This is a genomic window from Pseudomonas sp. BN515 (genome assembly GCF_029873155.1).
In the GTDB taxonomy this organism is placed as follows: domain Bacteria; phylum Pseudomonadota; class Gammaproteobacteria; order Pseudomonadales; family Pseudomonadaceae; genus Metapseudomonas.
In genome coordinates this window covers 1-23,482 of the sequence record NZ_SSOH01000063.1, presented here as the reverse complement: position 1 = coordinate 23,482, position 23,482 = coordinate 1, and the positions used below count along the sequence as shown (strand labels likewise).

The following is a 23,482-nucleotide window of genomic DNA, read 5'->3' as shown; positions in this document are numbered from 1 at the left end:
GGCCCAACGATGCGTAGTCCAACCTTGCTGTGTTGGGCTTTGTTCCTCAGACCAACCTACAGGGAGCGCCCAGGAATCCCGATCTTGAGCCCCGGCAAGGCAATTCCCGCGCATTCGCACTACGCTGTGCCGGTACCTGCAAACAAGGAGTCCGCATGAGCCTTTCGCTGCTGAGCCGTTACGCCTTCTTCGCCTTCTGCGTGCTGTTCACACTCTTCAGCCTGCCCTTCACCGACCACGACTGGGTCTGGCCACTCACCCTGCTGGGTGCCGTGCTGAGTGCGCTGGGGGTTTTCGACCTGATGCAGTCGCGCCATGCCGTGCGACGCAACTATCCCATCCTCGGCAACATCCGCTACCTGGTCGAAGGCATCCGCCCGGAGATTCGCCAGTACCTGCTGGAAGCCGATGACGACCGCTTGCCCTTCTCCCGCGCCCAGCGCTCGCTGGTTTATGCGCGGGCCAAGAACGAAGGGGGCGACAAACCTTTCGGCACGCTGATCGACGTCTACAAATCCGGCTACGAATTCATCGGCCATTCCATGCGCCCGGCGCCGCTCAGCGACCCGAACGCCTTCCGCGTGGTCGTGGGCGGGCCGCAGTGCACCCAGCCTTATTCAGCCTCAGTCTTCAACATCTCGGCCATGAGCTTCGGCTCCCTCAGCGCCAACGCCATCCGCGCGCTGAACCGTGGCGCCAAGCTCGGCAACTTCTATCACGACACCGGCGAAGGCAGCATCAGCCCCTACCACCGCGAGAACGGCGGCGACCTGGTCTGGGAACTGGGCAGCGGCTACTTCGGCTGTCGTACCAGCGACGGCCAGTTCGACCCGGAACGCTTCGCCACCCAGGCGCGCAGCCCCCAGGTGCGGATGATCGAAATCAAGCTTTCCCAGGGCGCCAAGCCCGGTCACGGCGGTATCCTGCCCAAGCACAAGGTCACCGAGGAAATCTCCCTCACCCGAGGCGTGCCGATGGGCGAGGACTGCATTTCACCCTCCCGCCACAGCGCCTTCTCCACCCCCATCGAGATGATGCAGTTCATTGCGAAGCTGCGAGAGCTGTCAGGCGGCAAACCGGTGGGCTTCAAGTTCTGCCTCGGCCATCCGTGGGAATTCATGGGCATCGCCAAGGCCATGCTGGAAACCGGCATCCTTCCCGACTTCATCGTGATCGACGGCAAGGAAGGCGGTACCGGCGCAGCCCCGCTGGAATTCACCGACCACATCGGCGTGCCGCTGCGCGAGGGGTTGCTGTTCGTGCACAACACCCTGGTGGGGTTGAATCTGCGGGACAAGATCAAACTGGGCGCCAGCGGCAAGATCATCAGTGCCTTCGACATTGCCAGCGTACTGGCCATCGGTGCCGACTGGGCCAACTCGGCGCGGGGCTTCATGTTCGCCATTGGCTGCATCCAGTCGCAGTCGTGCCACACGAACAAATGCCCCACCGGCGTCGCCACCCAGGACAAGCTGCGCCAGCGCGCCCTGGTGGTACCGGACAAGGCCCAACGGGTGCAGATGTTCCACCGCAATACGCTGAAGGCCCTGGCCGAAATGCTCGCCGCTGCCGGCCTGGATCACCCCAACCAACTCGAACCCCGCCACCTGGTGCGGCGCGTTTCGGACAAGGAGATTCGCCTGTTCTCGCAGATCCACGTCTTTCTCAAGCCGGGGGACCTGCTCAAGGACAAGATCGAGGCGGACTTCTACGAACGCATGTGGGCGATGGCGCGGGCCGACAGTTTCGAGCCGTCCTGCGCGTGGTGAGTTCATAAGGGCCGCTCGCGGCCTCATCGCGAATGAATTCGCTCCCACAGGTTGGCACGGCGCCTTCTTGTGGGAGCGAATTCATTCGCGAAACAGAGTCACCCCTTGAGCACTCCGCCATCCACCGGAATCAGCGCCCCGGTGACATAGCTGGCAAGCGGGCTGGCGAGGAAAGTCGCCACCGCGCCGAACTCCTCGGTCGCGCCATAGCGCCCCACCGGAATCGCCGCCTGTTCCTTGGCCATCAGGCTCGCCACTGGCGTGCCGCTGCGTTCGGCGGCGCGCAACGTCAGGGATTCGGTGCGCTCGGTCCAGAAGGAGCCGGGCATCAGCGTATTCACCGTCACACCATCGGCGGCCACTTCGGCTGAGAGCGTCTTGGCCCAGTTGGCCAGAGCCGCGCGTAGCGCGCTGGAGAGCACCAGGCCGGGAATGGGCTCCACCACGCTGGTGGACGAAATCATCAGAATTCGGCCAAAGCGCCGCTGACGCATGCTCGGCAGGAAGGCATTCACCAGGGCCATGGAGCTCAGCAGCATGGCGTCCAGCTGGCGGTGCCAGAGTTGCGGGTCGAAATCCACGGCATTGATGGGCGGCGGCCCGCCGTTGTTGGCCACGAGGATGTCCGGCGCCCCGATGGCCGCCACGACCTGCTCGATGGCCATATCCACAGCCCCCAGATCGTTCAGGTCCACCGCGACCGCCTGGGCCTCACCGCCCTCCTTGCGGATGCGTTCCACCGCCAGCTCCAGCTTCGACAGGTTGCGCGCCAGCAGGCAGACCCGTACGCCCTCCCTGGCCAGGGCCTCGGCTACGCCGAAACCCAACCCGGAGCTGCCGCCGCACACCAGGGCACTGCGGTTTTGTAGTTGAAGGTCCATGATCAGCACTCCATTTCCAGGTTCACCCGCCAGTGTGCGCCTGACGCTGATCGAGGCCAATGGCCAAACAGCACGTCATGACTCATGCCGAGAGCACCCGGCAGGCATGCTCCGGAATGGTCACCGCCACCGGATTGCCGATGGCCAGGCCAATGTCCTGGCAGGGTGTGGTCAGCGCGGTGAGGGAAACACCGGAGCACTCCACCGTGGTCTCGATGGTGGCGCCGATATCCCGCACGAAGGTCACCGTACCCGGCACGCTGTTGGCCCCGCCGGCGTGAGGCGCGGACAGCTGCAAGTCTTCCGGGCGCACCAGCAGCTTGATCGGCGCGCCGGCCTGGATGCTGTTGCAGATCGGCGCCTGGAACGCTGCGCCGCCGGGCAGGCCCACGCGCCCACTGCCCAGAGCGGTGGCCGGGAAAATGTTGCCGGTGCCGATGAAATCGGCGACGAACTCGTTGGCCGGGTTGCGGTAGATCTCGATCGGCGTGCCCACCTGCTGCACCCGGTGCTCGCCGAGCACGACCACGATGTCGGCCATGGTCATGGCTTCACGCTGGTCGTGGGTAACCATGATGGTGGTGATGTTCAGGCGCTGCTGCAGCTGGCGGATCTCGATCTGCATCGACTCGCGCAGCTTGGCGTCCAGCGCCGACAGGGGCTCATCCAGCAGCAGCAGCTTGGGGTGCGAGGCGATGGCGCGGGCAATGGCCACACGCTGCCGCTGCCCGCCGGAAAGCCGCGACACCGGGCGGTCCACCATTTCCTGCAGCTGAATCATCTGCAGCAGCTCGGCCACCCTCGCCTGCTGCTCGGCCTTGGACACATTGCGCAGGCGCAACGGGTAGGCAATGTTCTCGCCCACCGTCATGTGCGGGAACAGCGCCAGGGACTGGAACACCATGCCGAAGTTGCGCTGGTGCGCCGGCGTGTAGCCGATGTTCTTGCCATCCAGGAGGATCTGCCCGGAGCTCAGGCTTTCGAGGCCGGCGATCATCCGCAGCAGCGTGGTCTTGCCGCAACCCGATGGGCCGAGGAAACACACCAGCTTGCCCTCCGGCAGGTGCAGGTTTACGTCCGTCACGGCACAGATGGAGCCGTAGCGCTTTTCGACTTTTTGCAGAATCAGTCCAGACATGCTTCACCTCGATTCAGAAAGACACGCCGCCATCGCCAACCAGCTTCTCCAGCGCCCAGATCAGGGCAAAGTCGATCAGCACGATCAGCACGGCAAAGGAAAATACGGTGGGATCGAGGGACGACACGGTGCGGCTGTACATCCAGATCGGCACGGTCATCACATCGATGTTGTAGAGGAAGTAGGTAACGGTGAACTCGTTGAACGACACGATGAAGGCCAGCAGCATCCCGGCCAGGATGCCCGAGCGCATCAGCGGCACGACAACGTCGCGGATCGCCCGTAGCGGCGAGGCGCCGAGCATCTGCGCGGCCTCCTCCACCTCGGTGCCGATGGAAACCATCGCCGCCGTGCAGTTCTTCACCACGAAGGGCAGCGCGAGGATCACGTGGGCGATCACCAGCCGCGAGGTATCCATGTGGAACGGCAGGCTGTCGAATACCAGCAAAAGCGCCAGGCCCAGTACCACCATCGGGAACACCAAGGGCAGCGACATCAGTTGCAGCGCCACGCCCTTGCCACGGAACTCGCAGCGGGTCAGCGCGTAGGACGCCGGCACCGCCACCAACGTCGCCAGCACCATCGTCAGGCAGGACACCAGCAGGCTGGTGGTCAGCGCCTGCCCAAGACTCAGCACGTCGCTGGCGTCAGGCGAAACGAAGGTGCGCCAGGCTGCCTCGTACCATTGCAGGCTGTAGCTCGACGGCGGGAAATCGAGGTTCGACGCGCCGCTGAAGGACATCACGATCATCGTCAGGATCGGCAACACCGCCAGCAACAGGATGATGCCGGAAAGAATCATCGCGAAGCGGCCGGTTTCCCCCGGTAGCGCCGCGTGGGAACGGAAAGGATTGCTCATTGCGAAGCCTCCAGCATGCGGCGGCGACGGCCAGTGACGTACTCGGAGAAAGTCATGATCGCCAGGGTGGTCACGATCAGCACCACACCGGCGGCGGAGGCCGCGGGCCAGTTCATCAGCGGCGCGATCTGGTCATGCACCATCACCGCCAGCATCGGCACGCGCCGCCCACCGAGCAGCAGCGGCACCACGAAGCTGCTGGCGTTGTAGGCGAACACCAGGGTGGCGCCGGTGAAGATGCCCGGCAGGCTCATCGGCAACACCACCTGGCAGAAGACCCGCACGCGGCTGGCGCCCAGGGTCGCGGCGGCCTCTTCGTAGGTGCGCGACACGCCGCGCATGGCGCTGGCGATCGGCAGCACCGCCAGGGGGAAGGCCGTCTGCACCAGGCCCATCAACACGCCGGTCTGGTTGTAGAGCAGCATCATCGGGCGGTCGATCAACCCCAGTCCCATCAGGGCCTGGTTGAGCATGCCCGCGGGACCGAGGATCACCAGCCAGCCGTAGCTTTGCAGCAGCAGATTCACCAGCAACGGCAGGAGCACCGCGGCCAGGAACACCCGACGCAGGAAAGGCGACTGCAGACGCGACATGCAGTAGCCCACCGGAATCGCCAGGGCCACCGCGATCAGCGCGCTGAACAGCGCCAGGCGCAGGGTCAGCAACAGGGACTTCAGGTAGTAGGGTTCGGCCAGTTGGGCATAGCTGGCCAGACTGAACCCGCTCCACTCCGCCCCCTTCTCGCCGATGCTCATGCGCAGCACCAGCAGGCTGGCGGCCACCAGTACAGCCAGGAACAGCATCGAAGGGGTAAGGAAGAGCCATGCCCGCACAGTAGGAGAAACCGCCTTCGCCGGGCGCAGCGGTGCCGCGCCGACCGGTTCGGTCAGATCAATGTGTTCCATATCGCTCGTCTCGTCAGAACAGGGAAATCACGCGCCCAGGCGGACGGCCGAAGGCCAGCCGCCCGGCGCGACTCACGGCAGGTGCCGTGGCTGCATCAGGAAGAGAAGATTTCCGTGTAGCGGCGAATCCACTGGTCATGGACCGTAGCGAGGAAGGCGTTGTCGTGCATGATCGCCTTCTCTGCGATCTGCTCCGGCGTGAGGATGAAGGGGCTCTTGCGCGCCTCGGGGGAGATGATCGCCTTGGCGTTGACCGGACCGTTGAAGATGTCTTCGGCCATCTTGCCCTGCACCAGCGGGTCCAGCGAATGGTCGAGGAAGGCATACGCCAGGTCGGTATCGCCCGGACGGTGCTTGGGCATTACCGAGAGCATCAGGTCGGTGTAGAAGCCTTCCTTCATGCCGAAGGTGGCGCCCAGGCTGTAGGCAGGATCGCGGATCTGCTTGGGGAAGAACGCCGGTGCGTAGAGACCGCCCATATCCAGCGAGTTGGTGCGGAACAGCTCGGCGATCTGGTTGGGGTTTTCGCCCAGGGTCATCACGCGGTCCTTCAGCTCTTCCAGCTTCTTGAAGCCCGGCTCGATGTTATGCACATCACCACCGGCCAGCTTGGCCGCGATGATGATCAGGTCCATGGCTTCGGTCCAGTTCGGCGGCGGCAGGAACAGGCGGCCTTCGTAGGCCGGGTCCCAGAGCGCGGCGTAGCTGTCCGGCACGTCCTTCACGGTGCGCGTGTTGTACACCAGGCTGTTGCACCACAGCAGGTAGCCGATGCCGTGGCCGTTGGCGCCAGTCTGGTACTGGGCAGGCACGTCCTTGAGGTTGGGAATGCGATTGAGGTCGGGTTTCTCCAGCAGCCCGGCGCTGGCCAGGCCTTCGGCGCCCACCCCGGCGAGGGTGATGATGTCGTACTGCGGGCGATCACCACCGGCTTTCAGCTTGGCGACCATTTCCGAGGTACTGCCGGTGCGGTCGGCGATCACCTTGGCGCCTGTCTTGGCCTCGAAAGTGGCCGCGATATTGCGCAGCGCCGCGAGCCCGGTGTCGTCCGACCAGGTCAGCAGACGCAAGGTCTTGCCCTGGAAACGGGTGTCACTGGCACTGGCCCGGATGAAGGGCATCGACAGGGTGGCAGCAGCCACCGAAGCGACACCTACCGTCTTGATGAAATTTCTTCTGCTCAGATCATGCTCGCCCATTGAGGACTCCTATTGTTTTTGTATGGAGCTACGGCAGCGAAGTGGCCGGCGCGGTCATCCTGCGGCGCGCCAGGGGACGCAACAATCGAAAATTCGTCATCGGAGCCATGTCCTGAATGCATGGCTGTGGCCCAGACATGACAAAGCCGCCAGAAGGCGGCTTTGTCGGGATTCATGGCGCTACTTGTGGGGGCGAATTCATTCACCAAGGGGCGCGCAGCGGCCCCTGCTGTTCCGTCGGGCAGGCCTGCGGCCTGCTTGGCGAATGAATTCGCCCCTACAGGGAAATCGCGCCTACGAGATCGCCCCCGCAAGGAGGGCGGCGTCAGACCGCCCGTACCACGTGCTTGATTTCCTGGAAGGAGGAGAGGCCCCACGGACCGAGTTCGCGGCCGATGCTGCTCTGCTTGTAACCACCCCAGGCGGTCTGCGGGAAGATCACCTGCGGCGAGTTGACCCACACCATGCCGGCCTGCAGGGTGTTGGCCACGCGCTCGGCGGCATCGAGGTTACGGCTCACCACGCTGGCCACCAGGCCGAACTGGGTGTCGTTGGCCAGGGCGATAGCCTCTTCCTCGGTGGAGAAACTGCGCACGCAGAGCACCGGTCCGAAGATTTCCTCGTTCCACAGGGCGCTGTCCCTGGGTACATCGGCGAACACGGTGGGCTTGAGGAAGAAACCGCGTTCCAGCTCAGCCGGACGCCCACCGCCACACACCAGGCGCGCGCCGGAAGCGATGCCACGCTCGATGTGGCCGCGCACGCGCTGGTACTGGGCCTGATTCACCAGGGCACCCATCTCCACACCTTCGCTGAAGGGCTCACCCACCTGGATCGCTTCAGCGCGAGCCTGCACGAGGGCGAGGAAATCGGCCGCCAGGGGTTCTGCCACCAGCACGCGGCTAGTGGCCGAGCACATCTGCCCGGCGTTGAAGAAGGAACCACCGCAGGCCAGTTCGACGGCCAACTCCAGGTCCGCGTCTTCCAGCACCAGCAGCGACGACTTGCCACCTAGCTCCAGGCTGATGCCCTTCACGGTTTCCGCCGCGCGCTGCATCACCTGCACGCCAACCGCGTTGCTGCCGGTGAAGGACACCTTGGCCACCTGGGGATGGGAGGACAGCGGTGCCCCCACCGCCAGGCCGGTGCCACACACGATGTTGAGCACGCCTGCCGGCAGGCCGGCCTCGGCGATGATGCGCGCCAGCTCCAGCTCCGGCAGCGGCGTCACTTCAGAAGGCTTGAGCACTACGGCGCAACCAGCTGCCAGTGCCGGGGCGAGTTTCCAGGCGGTGGTCACCATGGGGAAGTTCCACGGCACGATCAGGCCCACCACACCAATGGGTTCGCGGCGCAGGCGAGCGGCGAAGTCTTCGGTCGGCAATTCCACCGGACGGTCCTGCTGGGCGTCCAGGCCTTCGGCCAGGCCGGCGTAGTACTCGAAGGTGCCGATCACGTCATCGACGTCGATGGCCGCTTCGAACAGCGGCTTGCCGTTGTTCAGCGACTGAAGCTGGACCAGGGTTTCACGACGCCGGCGTACGCCTTCGGCGATGCGGCGCAGCACCGCACCACGCTCGGCGCCGCTGCTACGTGCCCAGGCCGGGAACGCCTGGCTGGCAGCCTGCACGGCCAGGTCGACGTCATTGGCATCACCGGTGCCGATGCTCGCCAGGTGCTCTTCGGTAGACGGATTCACCACATCCAGCACGGTGCCACCGGGCAGCCATTGGCCGTTGATATAAATGCCGGCCAGGGTCTCGGGGAAGGTCGGGAGGGTATTCGACATTGTATGGGCTCCATGAGAGAAACTGATGGCGGCCACTCCCTGCGCAAGGAACAAGAACCGGCTGGAGGACCACAACTAGCGCCTATTGAGCCGTCGAGCGGTGTACCTGACAAGGCAAAAATCGTCATACTAGCCATGCCCTAACGTCATGGCTCATACAATGAAACGCCTGCCTCCCCTGCCCGCCCTGCATACCTTCCTGATCACCGCCCAGTGCTGCAATTTCACCCGCGCCGCCGAACTGCTGCACCTCACGCAGGGCGCTGTAAGCCGACAGATTTCAGGGCTCGAAAGCCACCTGGGCTACCCACTGTTCCAGCGCCAGGCACGGGGGCTCAGCCTCACCCCACAGGGGCGTGAACTGCTGCCTCGCATCCAGCAGGTCTTCAACCTGATCGATGAAGCCGTCGAACAGGTCGGCGCGAAGCGCGAAGCGCTGCAACTCAAGGCCCCCACCTGCGTGATGCGCTGGCTTCTGCCGCGCCTGATGCAATGGCAGGCTGAACGCCCGGACGTGCCGGTGGAGTTGACCACCACCGTGCAATACGGCGTGGATTTTCGCCGTGAAGAGTTCGACGCCGCGGTGATCTACGGCACCCAGCCCGGCATCGCGCAGGTCGCCCACCACCTGTTCGATGAACAGCTCACTCCCGTGTGCTCCCAGCAACTGATGGATGGTCCGGTGCCACTGACCAGCACTGCCGATCTGGCCAGGCACACCCTGCTTCACCCGACCCGCGATGACGAAGACTGGAAAACCTGGCTCCGGGCCGCCGGAGCCACCCTCGACAAGCTCGGCAGCGGGCATCACTTCGACACCCTCGATCTGGCCCTCTCCGTCGCCGCCCAAGGCAGTGGCGTAGCCCTGGGCGACTGGGCGCTGATCGGCGAAGACCTCGCGACCGGCCGCCTGGTGGCACCCTTCGATCTCAAGGTTCCCACCGGCGGCGCCTACTTCCTGGTCTACCCCGAACGCCCGGCCCCAAGCCCGCAACTGCGCGAACTCAGCGACTGGCTCATTGCCGAGGCACGTTCCAAGACGGCGCGGGCATAACGCCATGCGCCGCGGCCCATTGCCATCCCTGACTTAGTGGTCAACGATTTCCACCGCCATCCTCTGCCGGCTGGTGCTGCTCATCAATAACCAGCGAAGCCCTGGCGAACGCCAGGAGAACCGTTACCAGTCCTACCTGCTGGCCGATGAACTGCGATAAAGCTCCAACGATCTCACCCGCCTGGCCCGCACCTGCGCGGTCACCGGCGACGAGCGCTACACGCGCCATTACGAGCAGGTGCTCGCGATCCGCAACGGCCAGCAACCCAGGCCTGCGGAATATCAGCGCCCGTACCTCGATGTCCTCGCCGCCCGCCAGCCGCTGGAAAGCATCAACCACGCTAATCGGGTGAAAAGCGACATGGCCGCGCTTTCCTGCGTGAGCGAATTCAATTGAACCCGGGAAACTGCGTCCTGAGTTACCGGTTTACCTGTGAACTCTGCGAGCCTGGATGCGTTACCTATGTCTCCCGACACCTGTTACCTATATCCCCCGGCTGAACAAACAGCGCACCCTACGCCCTGTGGGGGCGAATTCATTCGCTAACCGATCCGCGAACGCGCGCCGACCAAGCACCTTGATTCACCTGTCAATTCCGCTAGTCTCTGGCGCCTCAACGAAAGAGGAGTACTCCCACCATGGCACGCGCTACCGCCCGCCACATCCTGGTTTCCAGCGAAGCCAAGTGCAACGAACTGAAGGCCGCCATCGAAGCCGGCGCCGACTTCGCCGAAATCGCCAAGCAGCATTCCACCTGCCCCTCCAGCCGCGACGGCGGCAACCTCGGCTCCTTCGGCCGCGGCCAGATGGTCAAGGAATTCGACACCGTCGTCTTCAGCGCCCCGCTGAATGTGGTGCAAGGCCCGGTGAAAACCCAGTTCGGTTATCACCTGCTGGAAGTCACCAGCCGTCAGGACTGATGCTTCCCCAAGGCGCCGTCGCCCGGCGGCGCCTGCTTTTCCCCTCTATACCCCCCCGTTGAACACCGAAAGTCCCTCCTGCCAATTGCCAGCGCCAGGCTCCAACCTGAGCTAACGTAATGGCGGCTTATACCCCCCAAAGGAGCTTCACCATGCCCGAAGATGGCCAGGTAAAGGGACCCGCCTCGTACTTCCCCTCCATCGAGAAAAAATACGGACAACCCATCACCCACTGGCTGAATCTGCTGGGAACCCTCAGCGGCAAGAAGCACATGGAGATGGTGGCCTGGCTCAAGACCGAGCACGGCATGGGTCATGGTCATGCCAATGCGCTGGTGGCGCACTATCTGGCGTCTGCAAAGTAGGCTCGGAAACGGCGCCGGCTAATCCCTTCTGTTACGCCTCTGGCGGCCAGCACGCGCCAGCCAGCAGTTCGGATTCCTGATCAGTAACCGCCAAAGTCAGATCCCACGAATATCCCCCGCCTCGGGTCGTAGTACTGGATGACGATCCGCGGACTGCCGTACCGCTGGTAGTAGTACGGCCGGTAGCCCATGTAGTAGCTGTCGTAGTAACGCGGGACGTAGATGACGCGCGGATCGTGGCGGTAGTAACCGCGATGGCCGTAGAAGTGCCTGTGCCCGTAGCCGTGGCGATGACCGTTGAAGTGTCTCCCGCCGCCATGGCCGCCGCCGTTCCAGGCGAGCAGGGTTTCGCCGGAGCTGCTGGTGGAAGTCCAGGGTTGTTGGGCGAGGAGCTGGCCGCTGGTGGCGCAGGCCAGCAAGAGGATGAGGAGCTTGAGGATACGCATGGCGAGCCCTCCTGAATGGTCCCCCCAGTTTCACCCCCGCACTCTCAGTATAGTTTTTGACCAATTCCGCCCCGATTCTGTAGCCGCCTTACGTCGGCGGAAGGGGCCTGGGCGACGTACGGTGAAGGCCCGTTCCTACAACCGGGGCCAGGCCTGAAGGGTACCGACCAGGTACAGACCGCCGAGCACCAGGCAGGCCGCCGAACTGACGATCCAGAAGCGGGCGCCGTTGTAGCCGGGTCTGAATCGGGCAAGGGCCAGGCCTGCCATCCCGCGCAACAGCAGGATGGCGGTGATCGCGGACAATACGAAGCGCGTGGCCGGCACGGCGGGGAGCATTCCTGCGCCGGCCAGTGCGTACAGTGCCCAGATCACGAGCATGAAGGTGATCGCGCTGGTGATCAGCGTTGGCTTCCAATGGCCCTCGCGCGACCAGCGGACGATCCGTTCGCCAGCCCCCATGGCGTCGTACCAGGCTGGACCGAAAAAGATGCAAGCGACGTGCAGCGCAGCGGCGAGGAACGTGCCCGAAGCGGCCAACAGCAACCAACCATTGCTTTCCATAGCGAGCCTCCAGAATCGAAACCTGATGTTGGCGGTGCACCGAGTAGGGAGCAATGCGGCGGAAAACCGCAGATATGGATAGCCATTCGCCCCCTGGTCGAAGGGCATCGCTTCGCTCCCCCCCGAGCAAACCCCACCGATAACAATGGCACTTAGGCCATTAGATGACTGATTTACCACCTACCGATCATCAAGATTCCGAATTGTCCACAAGGTCTGCATGGCTTTCGGAAACCACCGGTTTAGAGGCGATTCATCACTTTTGCGGGGCCGTTATAACCGTCGCCAACACTGCCGCCGGTCGGCATTTTGATCACTTTTTGAGCAAAATCCAGATGTTGCGATTATTATTCCCCGGCGATCAGGACGCGACCTGCTATCAACACCACTGATAGCGGACTGACTTTTCCAACTAAATCCGGAACGAATCCACAGTGCATGAGTTCATGTGCAGGGGATTTCTCGTCCCGAAAAAAGGCCAAGGATAGATGTACGTCTGAGCTGGATGTCGCATCTCCCGAACAGGGCCTTAGTTCGCACTCAACGGCGAACACTCAAATCCATAATTCCAATGCCGCTGTTGCATCAGTACAGCGCCTTAATTGTTAGAAAGAGGTAAACCATGGAGCTTTTTCATCTTGTTGCTTCCGCGCTTCAGCAACCGGTAACCATGGAGTTGACCCGGATGGGCGTTGTATACGCCCACCTCATCGCTTGCTGTGTGGCCATCGGACTGGTGCTGACCAGTGATGTCGCCATGATCAAGCAGCTGTTCCAGGGCCGCGATTCGACCGATGCCGACAAGGAACACCTGCATATGCTGAAGAAGACCGTGCTGATTGCACTGGCGGCACTCTGGGTGACCGGTATTGGCATCCTGGCGCTGGATTACTCGCAGAAGGGTGCGATGTACTTCCTCAACCCGAAACTGCAGTCCAAGATCCTGGTAGTCGCTCTTCTGACCCTCAATGGCTGGGTCCTGCACAGCGTGGTAATGCCTGCGATGGACAAGGCCGGCAGCCTGCTGAAGATGGACATCAATGCCCGTAGCCTCGCGCTGTTCTCGGGTGTCGTTTCCGGGGTGTCCTGGTTCTATGGCGCGATGCTGGGTATCGCTCGTCCGCTGAGCTGGAAGTACTCCCTGACCGAAATCATGGCTGCCTACCCGGTACTCATCTGCCTCGGCTTCGTAACGATGAGCCTGCTGGTGAAGTGGGCCGCCAACCGGGCCGAAGCCAAGGCTTCCGTCCACCTGAATCCTGCGCTCGCGTCCTGCTAAGCGTGGGCGGGCAAGGATGCCCGACCTTATACAAAAGCCGCAGGGTGCCCATGGCACCCTGCGGCTTTTTCGTTTGCGCGATTACGACCCCGGCGTGCTCTGCGTCTGGATTTCATCCCAGCTGCTGTCAGGGTCGAAACTCTTCATGGCCTTGGCGATCTTCTCGCTGTCGGGGCCAAGGTCCTTCTGAAAGATCTGGCCTTCATGGCTGATCATGAAGCTCATCACCCCGCTATCCCCGTATTGGGCGGGCCAGGCGACGAGGGCGAAGCCCCGGCTCATGGCCTTGCCCAGCATGTAGTTGTAGGTGCCGCCCGGCGCTGAAGGCCCCTGGGCGGTGAGGATGCGGAAGTGGTAGCCGTGCCAGTCGTCACCCTTGGTCTGGCCGCCGAACAGCGGGCCGAGGGGGCTTTCCTCGGTGCCATCCTCATCCGGCCAATAGAGGCCGTCGTGCTGGCCATCACTGCTGATGAACTTCTGCGCGTACTCGAGTATGCCGTCGCCATTGCGGTCGACTTCGGCGTAGTCCATCTGCGCGTCGTGATAGGCCTCGGCGGCCTGGATGGCAGCCAGTTCATTGCGGCCGATGCGGCGCTGGCGAATCTCTTCGCCTCCGGCCTTGGCGTCGAAGCTCCAGCCTTCCTTGCCCTGGACGATCGGGATGGGCAGCGTCCAGGGGTCGTTACCGACGACGATATGGGCGCGGCCCTTGGTGGCGGTCTGGATGACGTGCTTTTCCTTGTAGTAGGCGATGAAGGCGTCCACGTCCTTTCGCTCGATTCCCTTGGTCGGGATGTACTCCTGCCAGTCGGCGCCGAGCAGGGCGGCGAGCTTGTCGGCGTCCGCCTTCTCGGTACCGAGGGCGGCAACGAAGGATTCGGCAGCAGCGTCCGGGGTCGTGAAGTGTTCGTTGGCGCTGACGCTGACGCCAAAGGTGCAGGCGGCCAGCGACAGAAGGGCGAAGATGCGGGTTGCGCGATTCATGTGCTGTCTCCTTTCAGCGCCGACGACCACCACCGCCACGAGACGGTGCGTGGGCTGGACGTTGTACCTGGCGGCCGGCGGCCGACTGGTGCGGACGCGAAGCGGAAGCCCGGCTGGCCTGCCCCCGGTTTGCGGCTGCGCGTGTCTGCGACGGCTGTCGCGCTCCTGCAAAAGCGTTATTGCGCGGCCCTTGCCGGGCAGAGGCATTTTGCTGCCGTGCCTGCTGCCGCACTTGCTGGTTGTTCTGCGCACGCGGGCGCTGCTGGCGGTTGGCATCGCCCGCCTGGCGCTGCTGCCGGACGCCTTCGGCCCGCTGGCGTGCCTGCGGGTCATTGCGCATGTCGCGAGTGGCGGCCTGGGCGCGTTCGCGAGCCTGCTGATTCGTAGCGGCCGGGGCCTGGATGCCGCGCTGCTGCAAACTCTGGCTGGCCCGCTGGCGTTGCGCGGTGCGATTGCCATCGTAGCCACGCAAGGCCTGGCGCTGCTCACCACCATTCAGGCGCAGACCGTTCTGCTGTCGATTGAGGTTGTCGCGGTAGGGCACGCCCTGACGGTTGGCCGGGTTGTGGACGAACTTGTTCTGGTTGCGATTGATCTGCCGGTTGGAGTTGATGTTGTTGTACTTGTTGACGTCGATGTCGACATCGCCGCCGCCCCAGTCACAGTCGCCCCAGAGTGAATTGACGATACCCACGCCGACGCCGAAGGCCAGGCCCGCCGCCAGGCCGGTAGCGATGGGATAGCCGTAGCTGGGCGGCGGCGGATAGTAGGGGGGTGGATAGGACGGGTACGACCAGGTGCCGTAGACCACGGTCGGGTTGTAGCTCGGTACGTAGACCACCTGCGGATTCGCAGGCTCGATGACGATGGTCTGGTTGCTCGCGGCCGGCTGCACCACGGTGGTGGTGGAGCTGGGTGGCGGAGCGGCCTGCACGGTTACCGTCTGCTGCTCGTTGGATTGCAGGTTGCCGGCGGCCTGGGCCTGGCGACGCAGGCGCTGGACCGAATCCATCACGTCATTGGGCTGGGCCAGGAAGGCATCCCCTACGCGCTGCACCCAGGCCGGGTCCTGGCCGAGGGTAGCAAGCACCTGCGGAAAGGCCACAAGCGACTGGACGCTGGGGTCCCAGGGCTGGTTGGCCACCTGCTTCACGGCGTCATCGCCCTTGGCATCCGGGTGGGCCTTGGACCAGGCGACCGCGTCAGCCACGTTGCCCGGATAGGTGGTAGCCATCAGCACCTGGGCCAGCAGGGAATCCGGGTAGAGGGCGATGGGCGCCATCATCTGGTCGAGTTCTTCGACACTGAACACCGCTTGGGCAGCGGCGGGCTGGGTCGCGGGCTGGGCGGCCGGCGCCGCAGCTTGGGGAGCCGGCGCAGGGGCCTCCGCCGGAACGGCGGAAACACCGGCGGTTGGCGTGTCGTCTTCGGCGGCGGAAATACCGGCGTCCGTGGCGGCATAGAGCGGGGCGCTGCCGGAGGCCAGCAGGGCCAACAGCAATGCACTGAATCGGTTGCGGATGGGCATGGTGCGTCTCCCGCAAAGGAAGTGGTTGTCCTTGAACCAGGCAAGGGTTTGCACCCTACCGCTGCCGTTGGGAAACGATAGCCCAAGGGTCGACAGCAGGCTTGGGCAAGCTGACAGAAATGTAATCACGTGCCGATTTTTGTTGTGGCAGTTTTGCACTCGATCCGTGCAACAACAGGTTGCGCGGTGCCTCTTTCGACTGACTGGATTGAAACGGCATGCAGTGCAAAACCTCGCGGCGGACCTTCGTCAAAGGCCTGGCCGCCGGCGGCATACTCGGTGGTCTCGGGCTGTGGAAAACGCCCGTCTGGGCGGTGACCAGCCCCGGCCAGCCCACGGTGCTCAGCGGCACCGAGTTCGACCTGTTCATTGGCGAGACGCCGGTGAACCTCACCGGCAAGGCGCGAATCGCCAAGACCATCAACGGCACCCTCCCCGGCCCGCTACTGCGCTGGCGCGAGGGCGACACCGTGACCCTGCGGGTGCGCAACCGCCTGGACGAAGACACCTCCATTCACTGGCACGGCATGATCCTGCCGGCGAACATGGACGGCGTGCCGGGCTTCAGCTTCGCCGGTATCGCCCCGGATGGCATGTACGAGTACCGCTTCCAGGTGAAGCAGCACGGCACCTACTGGTACCACAGCCATTCCGGCCTGCAGGAGCAGGTGGGCGTGTACGGCCCCATCGTGATCGACCCGAAGGAGCCGGAGCCCTACCAGTACCAGCGCGACTACGTGGTGATGCTGAGCGACTGGACCGACGAAGACCCGGCCCGCGTGATGGCCAAGCTGAAGAAGCAGTCGGACTACTACAACCAGCACAAGCGCACCGTTGGCGACTTCATCGATGACGTCAGCAAGGACGGCTGGGCCGCCGCAATGGCCGACCGCAAGATGTGGGCGGAAATGAAGATGAGCCCCACCGACCTCGCGGACGTAAGCGGCGCCACCTACACCTACCTGCTCAACGGCCAGGCGCCGGACGGCAACTGGACCGGCCTGTTCCAGCCGGGCGAGAAGATCCGCCTGCGCTTCATCAACGGCTCGGCCATGAGCTACTTCGACGTGCGCATCCCCGGCCTGAAGATGACCGTGATCGCCGCTGACGGCCAGCCGGTGGAACCGGTGAGCGTCGATGAATTTCGCATCGCCGTGGCCGAGACCTACGACGTGCTGGTGGAGCCCGCTGGCGAGGAGGCGTACACCGTCTTCGCCCAGTCCATGGACCGCTCCGGCTACGCCCGCGGCACCCTGGCCGTACGCGAGGGCCTGAGCGCCCCCGTACCGCAGCCGGACCCACGTCCGCTGATCAGCATGGCCGACATGGGCATGGACCACGGCAGCATGGGGCATGGCGACATGAAGGGGATGGACCACTCCAAGATGGCCGGGATGGACCAATCCAACATGGCAGGTATGGACCATTCCCAGATGGCCGGGATGGATCACTCCAAGATGGCGGGCATGGACCATTCCCAGATGGCTGGGATGGACCACTCCAGCATGGCGGGCATGGATCACTCCCAGATGGGCGGCCAGATGCAGTCCCATCCGGCATCGGAGTCCAACAACCCGCTGGTGGACATGCAGACCATGACACCCGCACCGAAGCTGGCCGACCCCGGCATCGGCCTACGCGAGAACGGCCGCCGCGTACTGACCTACGCCGACCTGCGCAGCACCTTCCCCGACCCGGACGGCCGCGAGCCGGCCCGCACCATCGAGCTGCACCTGACCGGGCACATGGAGCGCTTCTCCTGGTCGTTCGACGGCATCCCCTTCGCCGATGCCGAACCGCTGCTGCTCAAGTACGGCGAGCGCCTGCGCATCACCCTGGTCAACGACACCATGATGACCCACCCCATCCACCTCCACGGCCTGTGGAGCGACCTGGAGGACGAGTCAGGCAACTTCCTGGTGCGCAAGCACACCATCGACATGCCGCCCGGCACCCGCCGCAGCTACCGAGTCACGGCTGACGCCCTTGGGCGCTGGGCCTACCACTGCCACCTGCTGTTCCACATGGACATGGGCATGTTCCGTGAAGTCCGTGTGGTCGAATGAAGGAGATCCCCATGAACAAATCGATGAAGTCCCTCACCGCCGCCGCACTGGCCTTCACCCTGCTGGCGCCCGCCGCCTGGGCCGGGCAGGACGACCACGCCGGCCACCAGAAAGCTCCGGCAGGCGAGGCCGGGAAGATGGACCATGGCCAGATGAACCACGGGCAGATGGATCACAGCCAGATGCAGGGCATGGACCACAGCCAGATGCAGAACATGGATCACAGCAAGATGGATCACGGCGCCATGCACAAGGACGCCAAGCCGAAGGCGGAAAGCAACGATGATCGATAGTCCCAAGCGCCCTGCCTTGCTAGCCCTGGTCGCGGCCCTCGCCGCGGCTGGTGGCGCGCAGGCAGCCGAAACCATGGATCACGAGGCCATGGGGCATGGACAGATGAATCACGGCACCATGGATCACAGCCAGATGGACCATAGCCAGAAGGCGCAAACCGCCGGGTACGGCAGCCGCACGCCCATCCCCGTGCCCACCGATGCCGACCGCGCCGCCGCCTTCCCGGAGCTGCCGCCCCACACGATGCACGCAGGTGGCATCAACAGCTTCTTCCTGCTGGACCAGCTGGAGTACCAGGACGCCGATGACGCCAGCGTGCTGAGCTGGGACGCATCCGGCTGGGTTGGCAGTGACATCAACCGCTTCTGGTTCCGCTCCGAGGGCGAGCGCGCCAACGGCAAGACCGAGGAAGCGGAAGTCCAGGCGCTCTACGGCCGCGCCATCAGCCCCTGGTGGGACCTGGTGGCCGGTGTGCGCCAGGACTTCAAGCCGGGCTCACCGCAAACCTGGGCCGCCTTCGGTGTGCAGGGCATGGCGCTGTACGCGTTCGAGGCGGAAGCCACTGCATTCCTTGGCGAAAACGGCCAGAGCGCGCTGCGTCTGGAAGGCGACTACGACATCCTGCTGACCAACAAGTTGATCCTGCAGCCCACGGCCGAAGTGAACCTCTATGGTCGCAACGACCACGAGCGCGGCGTCGGCTCGGGCCTGGCCAACACCGAGGTGGGCTTGCGCCTGCGCTACGAGATCGTCCGCGAGTTTGCGCCTTACATCGGCGTGACCTGGAACCGCAATTACGGCAACACCGCCGACTTCGCGAGCGAAGAAGGTGAAGACAACGACGAAGCCCGTTTCGTCGCCGGTATCCGCCTCTGGTTCTGAGAACCCAACCATGAAAAGAACAATAAAAACCCTGGCCCTCGCCGGCCTGGTGGTCGCCGCCGGCGTGGGCGGCGTGGTCTACAGCGGCGTGGTGAACGTCGCCGCAGACGACCCGCATTATTCCCTCGTGCATGCCTTCCTCAAGGCAGCGCGGGACCGCTCCATCGAAGTACGTTCGCAGCATATCCAGGTACCACCGCTGGACGGCGCCGAACTGATCCGAGCCGGCGCCGGCAATTACGACGCCATGTGCGTGGGCTGCCACCTCGCACCGGGCGTCGAAGCCACCGAACTCAGCCAGGCCCTCTACCCCGCCCCGCCAAACCTCGCCAGACAAGGCGTGAATGGCGACCCGGCAGCCACGTTCTGGGTGATCAAGCACGGCATAAAAGCCACCGGCATGGCCGCCTGGGGCAAAAGCATGGGCGACGAACACATCTGGGGGATGGTGGCGTTCCTCCAGCAGCTACCCAAACTGGACGCCGACGGCTATCGCCAACTGGTGGCCAGCAGCGACGGTCACCAGCACGGCGGTGGCGAAAGCGCTCCCCACGGACATGACACCGAAGTGGCGGAAGATGAGGGACATGGCCATGGCGAGGGGCATGGGCACTGACGTGTTCGTAGGTTGGCGCAGAGCGCAGCGAAGCCCAACGCAGCGGACTCACCCCTTTACCGTTGGGCCTCGTTCCTCGGACCAACCTACGGGGCCGCTGCACGGCCCTTCGCGAATGAATTCGCACACAGGAAGGCGCGCACCGCCTTCGCAGGTTGGGTAGAGCTTGCGAAACCCAACGTAGCGGATGCACCGCGCGCACCGTTGGGCCTCATTCCTCTGCACCAACCTACGGGGCCGCTGCACAGCCCTTCGCGAATGAATTCGCTCACACAGCACTCATTGGTGGGCTGAAGCCCACCCTACACGTCCAGGCGACCGGCTGGCGCCTTACTTCGCGGCGCCGATATCCCCACTCGCCCAGCGCGACTCGTTGCTCTGCAGCGCGCTGGCGATGGTGGCCAGCTTGTCGTCCGGCAGGGATTCAGGCAGCGGGTCGACGCCGGCGCTGACGAACAGCTGGGCATAGGCGTTGCGCAGTTCAGCGTAGGACAGGTCGCGCTTGAGCTGCGCCTGCAGGGTGTTCAGCTCACCCTGGATCAGGTCCAGTTCGCCGATGCTCTGGGTCTTGTAGCGGTTGCGCAGCTGCTCGGCGATCTGCCCGTCCAGCTCGGCCAGTTGCTGGCTGGTCTGGAATTGGCGCTGGGCCTCGTGGTAGTTGGCGTTGGCCACATAGAGCTGCGCCAGCACGGCCATCGACATGGCCTGGCGACGCGCGGCGGCGACTGACTCGCCGGCCTTGGCGACGTCGATGGCGGCCGGTGCAGAGATGGCGTTGAACAGGTTCCAGGTGACTTTCACGCCGTAGTCGGCCCAGCTCTGGTTCACCAGGAAGGAGTTGCTGTCGTAGTGGCCACCAGCGGAGAACTCCAGGCCCGGCAGCAGGCGCAGCATAGCCTTGCGCGTTTCGGCAGCGCTGATGCGTGCCTGGTAGTCCTGCTCGCGCAGTTCCGGGCGGCTGGCCAAGGCTTCTTCTTCCAGGCGGGTGATGTCCACCTTGAGCTCGGGCACCTGGTAGTTGTCATCCGCGGCCAGGGTGAAATCGGTGTTCAGCGGCAGGTTCACCAGTGCGGCCAGCTCGGTCTTGGCCAGGGACAGCGCGCGGCGCTGTTCTTCCAGCTGGCGGGTGGCTTCGATCAGCGCCCGCTGGTAGCTCAGCGACTGCACCGGGTCGCCGATGCGCTCGCTGCTCATGCGCTGGCTGCTGTTACGTGCTTCGTCGACGCGGGCCATCAGGCTGTCGATCTGCTTCAGCAGGCGCTCGGCGGCCACGGCGCGCCAGTAGGCCGAACGCACGTCCTGGATGATGGTGTGGACCACCTTTCGGCGACGCTCCTGGACGATCAGGCGCTGGTCGGCCTGCTGCTTGGCGCTGACGTAGCTGACGCCGAAGTCCAGCACGTTCCACACCATGGTCAGGTCCGCCACGCCACGGTCGCGGTCCTGGGAGGTGGACGGTTCCAGGGACTGGGTATTGGTCAGCACGCTCTGGCTGCTGGAGGCGCTGACGTTGTTGCGCCCGGCGTAGCCCGCTTCCATCGCCATGCGCGGCAGCATGTCGAAGCTGGCCAGATCCACCTGGCGCTTGGCCAGGGCTTCTTCCATCACCTTGAGGCGCGCCTCGAGGTTGTACTTCACGGCGCGGGCCATGGCCTCGTGCAGGGTCAGGGGGCCGCTGAGAGGCTCCTGGTCCTTGAACATGGTCGCCATGTCCTGGCGGGCACGCTGTTCGCTGACGCTACGGTCGATAGGCTGGCTGGTCACCGCGCATCCGGTGACCGCCAGCGCCAGCACGCTGACGGTGAAAAGCTTCGCTGCTTTGCTCATCCTTGGGCCGCCCCCTAGACACGGCACTTACAGATCTCTAATTCGTTGTTGTTCAAACCTGCGGGCGATCCGCCTGGATCTGTCCCAGTGCCATGGCCAGGTCGCGGACCTGGCGATGCTCCTTGTCCTGCATGTCCTGCAACTGCTGGCCAAGCGTGGGCGCTCCGAAGATGCCCTGGCCGCTCCCCCCGGAGCCGCCCTTCCATTGCTTGCCGTCGAACAGCTTCATTTCTTCAGAGTCCTGCGGCACGTCCTTGTCGAAGAAGCTCGACAGGCTGCTGCTGCCGAACACGTTGGCATCACCACCACCAAAGCCGAGGAAGCCCCTGCCCGAACCATCGCCGAAGCTATCGCTGCTGGCGAATACCTGGGCGATGAAGCTGGGCGCCAGGGCTCCCTGGTTGATGAAGATATTGCCCAGGGTCGGAATGCCGCTGCCCAGGGTCGGCTGCTCGAATAGCGGCGGCGGAATGAGCGGCGAAGTGAAGGGTGGTGGCGGCACGTTGGGCTGCACCGGGTCGAACGGTACCGTTGGCTCCACCGGCACGAGCACGGGCGGATTGGCGCGGAACTCCGGATCGCCATCGCTCTGCGGCACGCTGTAGGACTGCGCCGAAAGCCCGCTGAGCATGGCGTTTCCGGCGGTATCGGTGATCAGGGTGCCGGTGGCGTTCAGCGCAAGGCTGAGGGTACCGGCGCCCGCGACATTGCTGACCGTAATCAGGAAGGTCCGGCCATCTACCTGCGTCAGCGATTGCAGGGTGCCGGTGACGTTGCCGGTAGTCACCAGGTTGAAGTCGCTGAGGTCGATGCCGCTGACGTTCTCGTCGAAGGTCACGGTGTACTGCACGCTGCCTGGAGTGGTGAGCGGCGCGACCGTCGCGCTGGCGTTGGGAGCCGTGGTATCGACGATCACGCCGCTGGTATTGCCCACGCCGTTCAGCGTCAGGTTCATCGAATTGCCGATGGCATCACGCAGGGTAGCGCCATTGGCCACCAGGCCAGTGACGGCGATGCCGTTGGCATCGTTGTCGCCCGCGCGGACCGTGTACTGGAACACCAGCGTGTTGCTGCCAGAACCCGCCACGTAATCGGCGAACACGGTGGTGCCGCCCATGTCGATGGCCAGGCGCGGCGTGCCGTTGACTATCACTACCTCGCTGGCGTTGACCACGAAGGTCAGGGTGTCGCCGGCGTTGTAGTACACGCCGACCGGTACGCTGACGCTTGCCACGGTCGGGTGCCGGGTATCGATGGCGTAGTTGTTGGAGACCGCGGTACTCGCCCCGGTATTGCCAGCTGCGTCGGCATAACCGTTGCCCCCCAGGGTGATGAGGTTGGCGGCGGAGGTGACGCCTGCCGTCGGTGTCAGTACCGCTGTCCAGGTAATACCGCCGTCGCTGGAGCTAAGGCCGCTCAGCACGCCATTGGTCACGGTGAAATCGGCGCTGGTCAGGCCGGTGACCGCTTCGCTGAAGGTGATGGTGACCGTGCTGCTCTCACCCGCCGCCAGCGCGCTGTCTGCGACCGTAATGGTGGCGGTCGGGCGCGCGGTGTCGATGGCGTAGGCATTGGAGACGGTGGTGTTCGCCCCGGTATTGCCCGCCGCGTCCTGCACACCGGTGTTGTCCAGCGTGATCAGGTTGCCGGTGCTGGTAGTCCCCGCCGTCGGCGTCAGGGTGGCCGTCCAGGTGATACCGCCGTCGCTGGAGCTAAGGCCGCTCAGCACACCGTTGGCCACGGTGAAGTCGGCGGTGGTCAGGCCAGTGACTGCCTCGCTGAAGGTGATGGTGACCGTGCTGGTCTCACCCGCCGCCAGCGCGCTGTCCGCAACGGTGATGGTCGCTGTCGGGCGCTGGGTGTCGATGGCGTAGGCGTTGGATGTGGTGGTGTTCGCCCCGGTGTTGCCCGCCGCGTCGGTGTAGCCGGAGGCGTCCAGGGTGATCTGGTTGCCGGTGCTGGTATTACCCGATGTCGGCGTCAGGGTGGCGGTCCAGGTGATGCCGCCGTCACTGCTGCTGAGGTTGCTCAGCACACCATTGGCCACGGTGAAATCAGCGGTGGTCAGGCCGGTGACCGCCTCGCTGAAGGTGATGGTGACGGTGCTGGTCTCGCC

At 64.3% G+C, this 23,482-nt stretch carries 21 protein-coding genes and 1 pseudogene; 9 read left to right on the top strand and 13 right to left on the bottom strand.

The window, feature by feature from the left end; genetic code table 11:
• Positions 1 to 155: 155 nt before the first annotated feature.
• Positions 156 to 1,769 carry an FMN-binding glutamate synthase family protein gene (locus tag E8E91_RS15925; protein WP_280376763.1) on the top strand — a complete coding sequence of 538 codons (1,614 nt, stop codon included), beginning with the start codon at positions 156 to 158 and terminating at the stop codon, positions 1,767 to 1,769.
• Between the two features lie 98 nt (positions 1,770 to 1,867).
• Here E8E91_RS15925 and E8E91_RS15920 read toward each other — a convergent pair whose 3' ends face one another.
• The 6 genes from E8E91_RS15920 to E8E91_RS15895 all read right to left on the bottom strand — a co-directional run bounded on the left by E8E91_RS15920 (position 1,868) and on the right by E8E91_RS15895 (position 8,540).
• On the bottom strand, positions 1,868 to 2,650 hold the full coding sequence (locus E8E91_RS15920; RefSeq protein ID WP_280376761.1) for an SDR family oxidoreductase: 783 nt from the start codon (positions 2,648 to 2,650) through the stop codon (positions 1,868 to 1,870).
• Between the two features lie 82 nt (positions 2,651 to 2,732).
• A complete protein-coding gene (locus tag E8E91_RS15915) occupies positions 2,733 to 3,788 on the bottom strand; it encodes an ABC transporter ATP-binding protein (protein ID WP_280376760.1) in 1,056 nt (351 codons plus the stop codon).
• 13 nt (positions 3,789 to 3,801) lie between these two features.
• On the bottom strand, positions 3,802 to 4,647 hold the full coding sequence (locus E8E91_RS15910; protein WP_280376757.1) for an ABC transporter permease: 846 nt from the start codon (positions 4,645 to 4,647) through the stop codon (positions 3,802 to 3,804).
• Positions 4,644 to 5,552, bottom strand: coding sequence for an ABC transporter permease (locus E8E91_RS15905; protein ID WP_280376755.1), 909 nt, complete (start codon positions 5,550 to 5,552; stop codon positions 4,644 to 4,646). Before E8E91_RS15905 ends, E8E91_RS15910 begins: the two co-directional genes overlap by 4 nt.
• Before the next feature lie 95 nt (positions 5,553 to 5,647).
• Positions 5,648 to 6,751, bottom strand: coding sequence for an extracellular solute-binding protein (locus E8E91_RS15900; RefSeq protein WP_280376753.1), 1,104 nt, complete (start codon positions 6,749 to 6,751; stop codon positions 5,648 to 5,650).
• 325 nt (positions 6,752 to 7,076) lie between these two features.
• A complete protein-coding gene (locus E8E91_RS15895) occupies positions 7,077 to 8,540 on the bottom strand; it encodes an aldehyde dehydrogenase family protein (protein ID WP_280376752.1) in 1,464 nt (487 codons plus the stop codon).
• A 160-nt stretch (positions 8,541 to 8,700) separates the two neighbouring features.
• Between E8E91_RS15895 and E8E91_RS15890 the strand changes: the two genes are divergently transcribed.
• A complete protein-coding gene (locus tag E8E91_RS15890; protein WP_280376749.1) occupies positions 8,701 to 9,594 on the top strand; it encodes a LysR substrate-binding domain-containing protein in 894 nt (297 codons plus the stop codon).
• 40 nt (positions 9,595 to 9,634) lie between these two features.
• On the opposite strand, the gene E8E91_RS15885 is transcribed toward E8E91_RS15890, so the two are convergent.
• The gene (locus E8E91_RS15885; RefSeq protein WP_280376747.1) at positions 9,635 to 9,934 is read right to left on the bottom strand and encodes a hypothetical protein; all 300 of its coding nucleotides are present in this window, start codon (positions 9,932 to 9,934) and stop codon (positions 9,635 to 9,637) included.
• A 299-nt stretch (positions 9,935 to 10,233) separates the two neighbouring features.
• On the opposite strand from E8E91_RS15885, the gene E8E91_RS15880 reads away from it, so the two are divergent.
• On the top strand, positions 10,234 to 10,515 hold the full coding sequence (locus tag E8E91_RS15880) for a peptidylprolyl isomerase (RefSeq protein ID WP_151132465.1): 282 nt from the start codon (positions 10,234 to 10,236) through the stop codon (positions 10,513 to 10,515).
• A 152-nt stretch (positions 10,516 to 10,667) separates the two neighbouring features.
• Positions 10,668 to 10,880, top strand: a complete 213-nt coding sequence (locus E8E91_RS15875; RefSeq protein ID WP_190832871.1) for a DUF4287 domain-containing protein — start codon at positions 10,668 to 10,670, stop codon at positions 10,878 to 10,880.
• A gap of 80 nt (positions 10,881 to 10,960) precedes the next feature.
• Here the strand turns inward: E8E91_RS15875 and E8E91_RS15870 are convergent, their stop codons facing one another.
• Together E8E91_RS15870 and E8E91_RS15865 are read right to left on the bottom strand one after the other, a co-directional pair.
• The gene (locus E8E91_RS15870; protein WP_280376744.1) at positions 10,961 to 11,326 is read right to left on the bottom strand and encodes a hypothetical protein; all 366 of its coding nucleotides are present in this window, start codon (positions 11,324 to 11,326) and stop codon (positions 10,961 to 10,963) included.
• A 135-nt stretch (positions 11,327 to 11,461) separates the two neighbouring features.
• Positions 11,462 to 11,890 (bottom strand): hypothetical protein, encoded by a 429-nt coding sequence (locus tag E8E91_RS15865; RefSeq protein ID WP_280376741.1) that lies wholly within the window; start codon positions 11,888 to 11,890, stop codon positions 11,462 to 11,464.
• A gap of 622 nt (positions 11,891 to 12,512) precedes the next feature.
• Between E8E91_RS15865 and E8E91_RS15860 the strand changes: the two genes are divergently transcribed.
• Positions 12,513 to 13,169: a hypothetical protein gene (locus tag E8E91_RS15860; RefSeq protein ID WP_280376740.1), complete on the top strand. Its 657-nt coding sequence runs from the start codon at positions 12,513 to 12,515 to the stop codon at positions 13,167 to 13,169.
• An 81-nt stretch (positions 13,170 to 13,250) separates the two neighbouring features.
• On the opposite strand, the gene E8E91_RS15855 is transcribed toward E8E91_RS15860, so the two are convergent.
• Positions 13,251 to 14,153, bottom strand: coding sequence for a DUF2950 domain-containing protein (locus tag E8E91_RS15855; protein WP_280376737.1), 903 nt, complete (start codon positions 14,151 to 14,153; stop codon positions 13,251 to 13,253).
• A gap of 13 nt (positions 14,154 to 14,166) precedes the next feature.
• On the bottom strand, positions 14,167 to 15,681 hold the full coding sequence (locus tag E8E91_RS15850; protein WP_280376735.1) for a DUF3300 domain-containing protein: 1,515 nt from the start codon (positions 15,679 to 15,681) through the stop codon (positions 14,167 to 14,169).
• Positions 15,682 to 15,899: 218 nt separating this feature from the next.
• On the opposite strand from E8E91_RS15850, the gene E8E91_RS15845 reads away from it, so the two are divergent.
• The 4 genes and pseudogenes from E8E91_RS15845 to E8E91_RS15830 form a co-directional block, all read left to right on the top strand.
• Positions 15,900 to 17,747: a copper resistance system multicopper oxidase gene (locus E8E91_RS15845; RefSeq protein ID WP_280376733.1), complete on the top strand. Its 1,848-nt coding sequence runs from the start codon at positions 15,900 to 15,902 to the stop codon at positions 17,745 to 17,747.
• Positions 17,748 to 17,758: 11 nt separating this feature from the next.
• A complete protein-coding gene (locus tag E8E91_RS15840; protein ID WP_280362998.1) occupies positions 17,759 to 18,040 on the top strand; it encodes a hypothetical protein in 282 nt (93 codons plus the stop codon).
• The gene (locus tag E8E91_RS15835) at positions 18,030 to 18,923 is read left to right on the top strand and encodes a copper resistance protein B (RefSeq protein WP_280376730.1); all 894 of its coding nucleotides are present in this window, start codon (positions 18,030 to 18,032) and stop codon (positions 18,921 to 18,923) included. Before E8E91_RS15840 ends, E8E91_RS15835 begins: the two co-directional genes overlap by 11 nt.
• 10 nt (positions 18,924 to 18,933) lie before the next feature.
• A pseudogene (locus E8E91_RS15830) lies at positions 18,934 to 19,491 on the top strand (cytochrome c); the annotation flags it as partial.
• A 378-nt stretch (positions 19,492 to 19,869) separates the two neighbouring features.
• Here the strand turns inward: E8E91_RS15830 and E8E91_RS15825 are convergent.
• Positions 19,870 to 21,366 carry a TolC family protein gene (locus tag E8E91_RS15825; protein WP_280376728.1) on the bottom strand — a complete coding sequence of 499 codons (1,497 nt, stop codon included), beginning with the start codon at positions 21,364 to 21,366 and terminating at the stop codon, positions 19,870 to 19,872.
• Positions 21,367 to 21,418: 52 nt separating this feature from the next.
• The coding region (locus E8E91_RS15820; RefSeq protein WP_280376725.1) for an Ig-like domain-containing protein at positions 21,419 to 23,482 on the bottom strand (2,064 nt) is incomplete at its 5' end.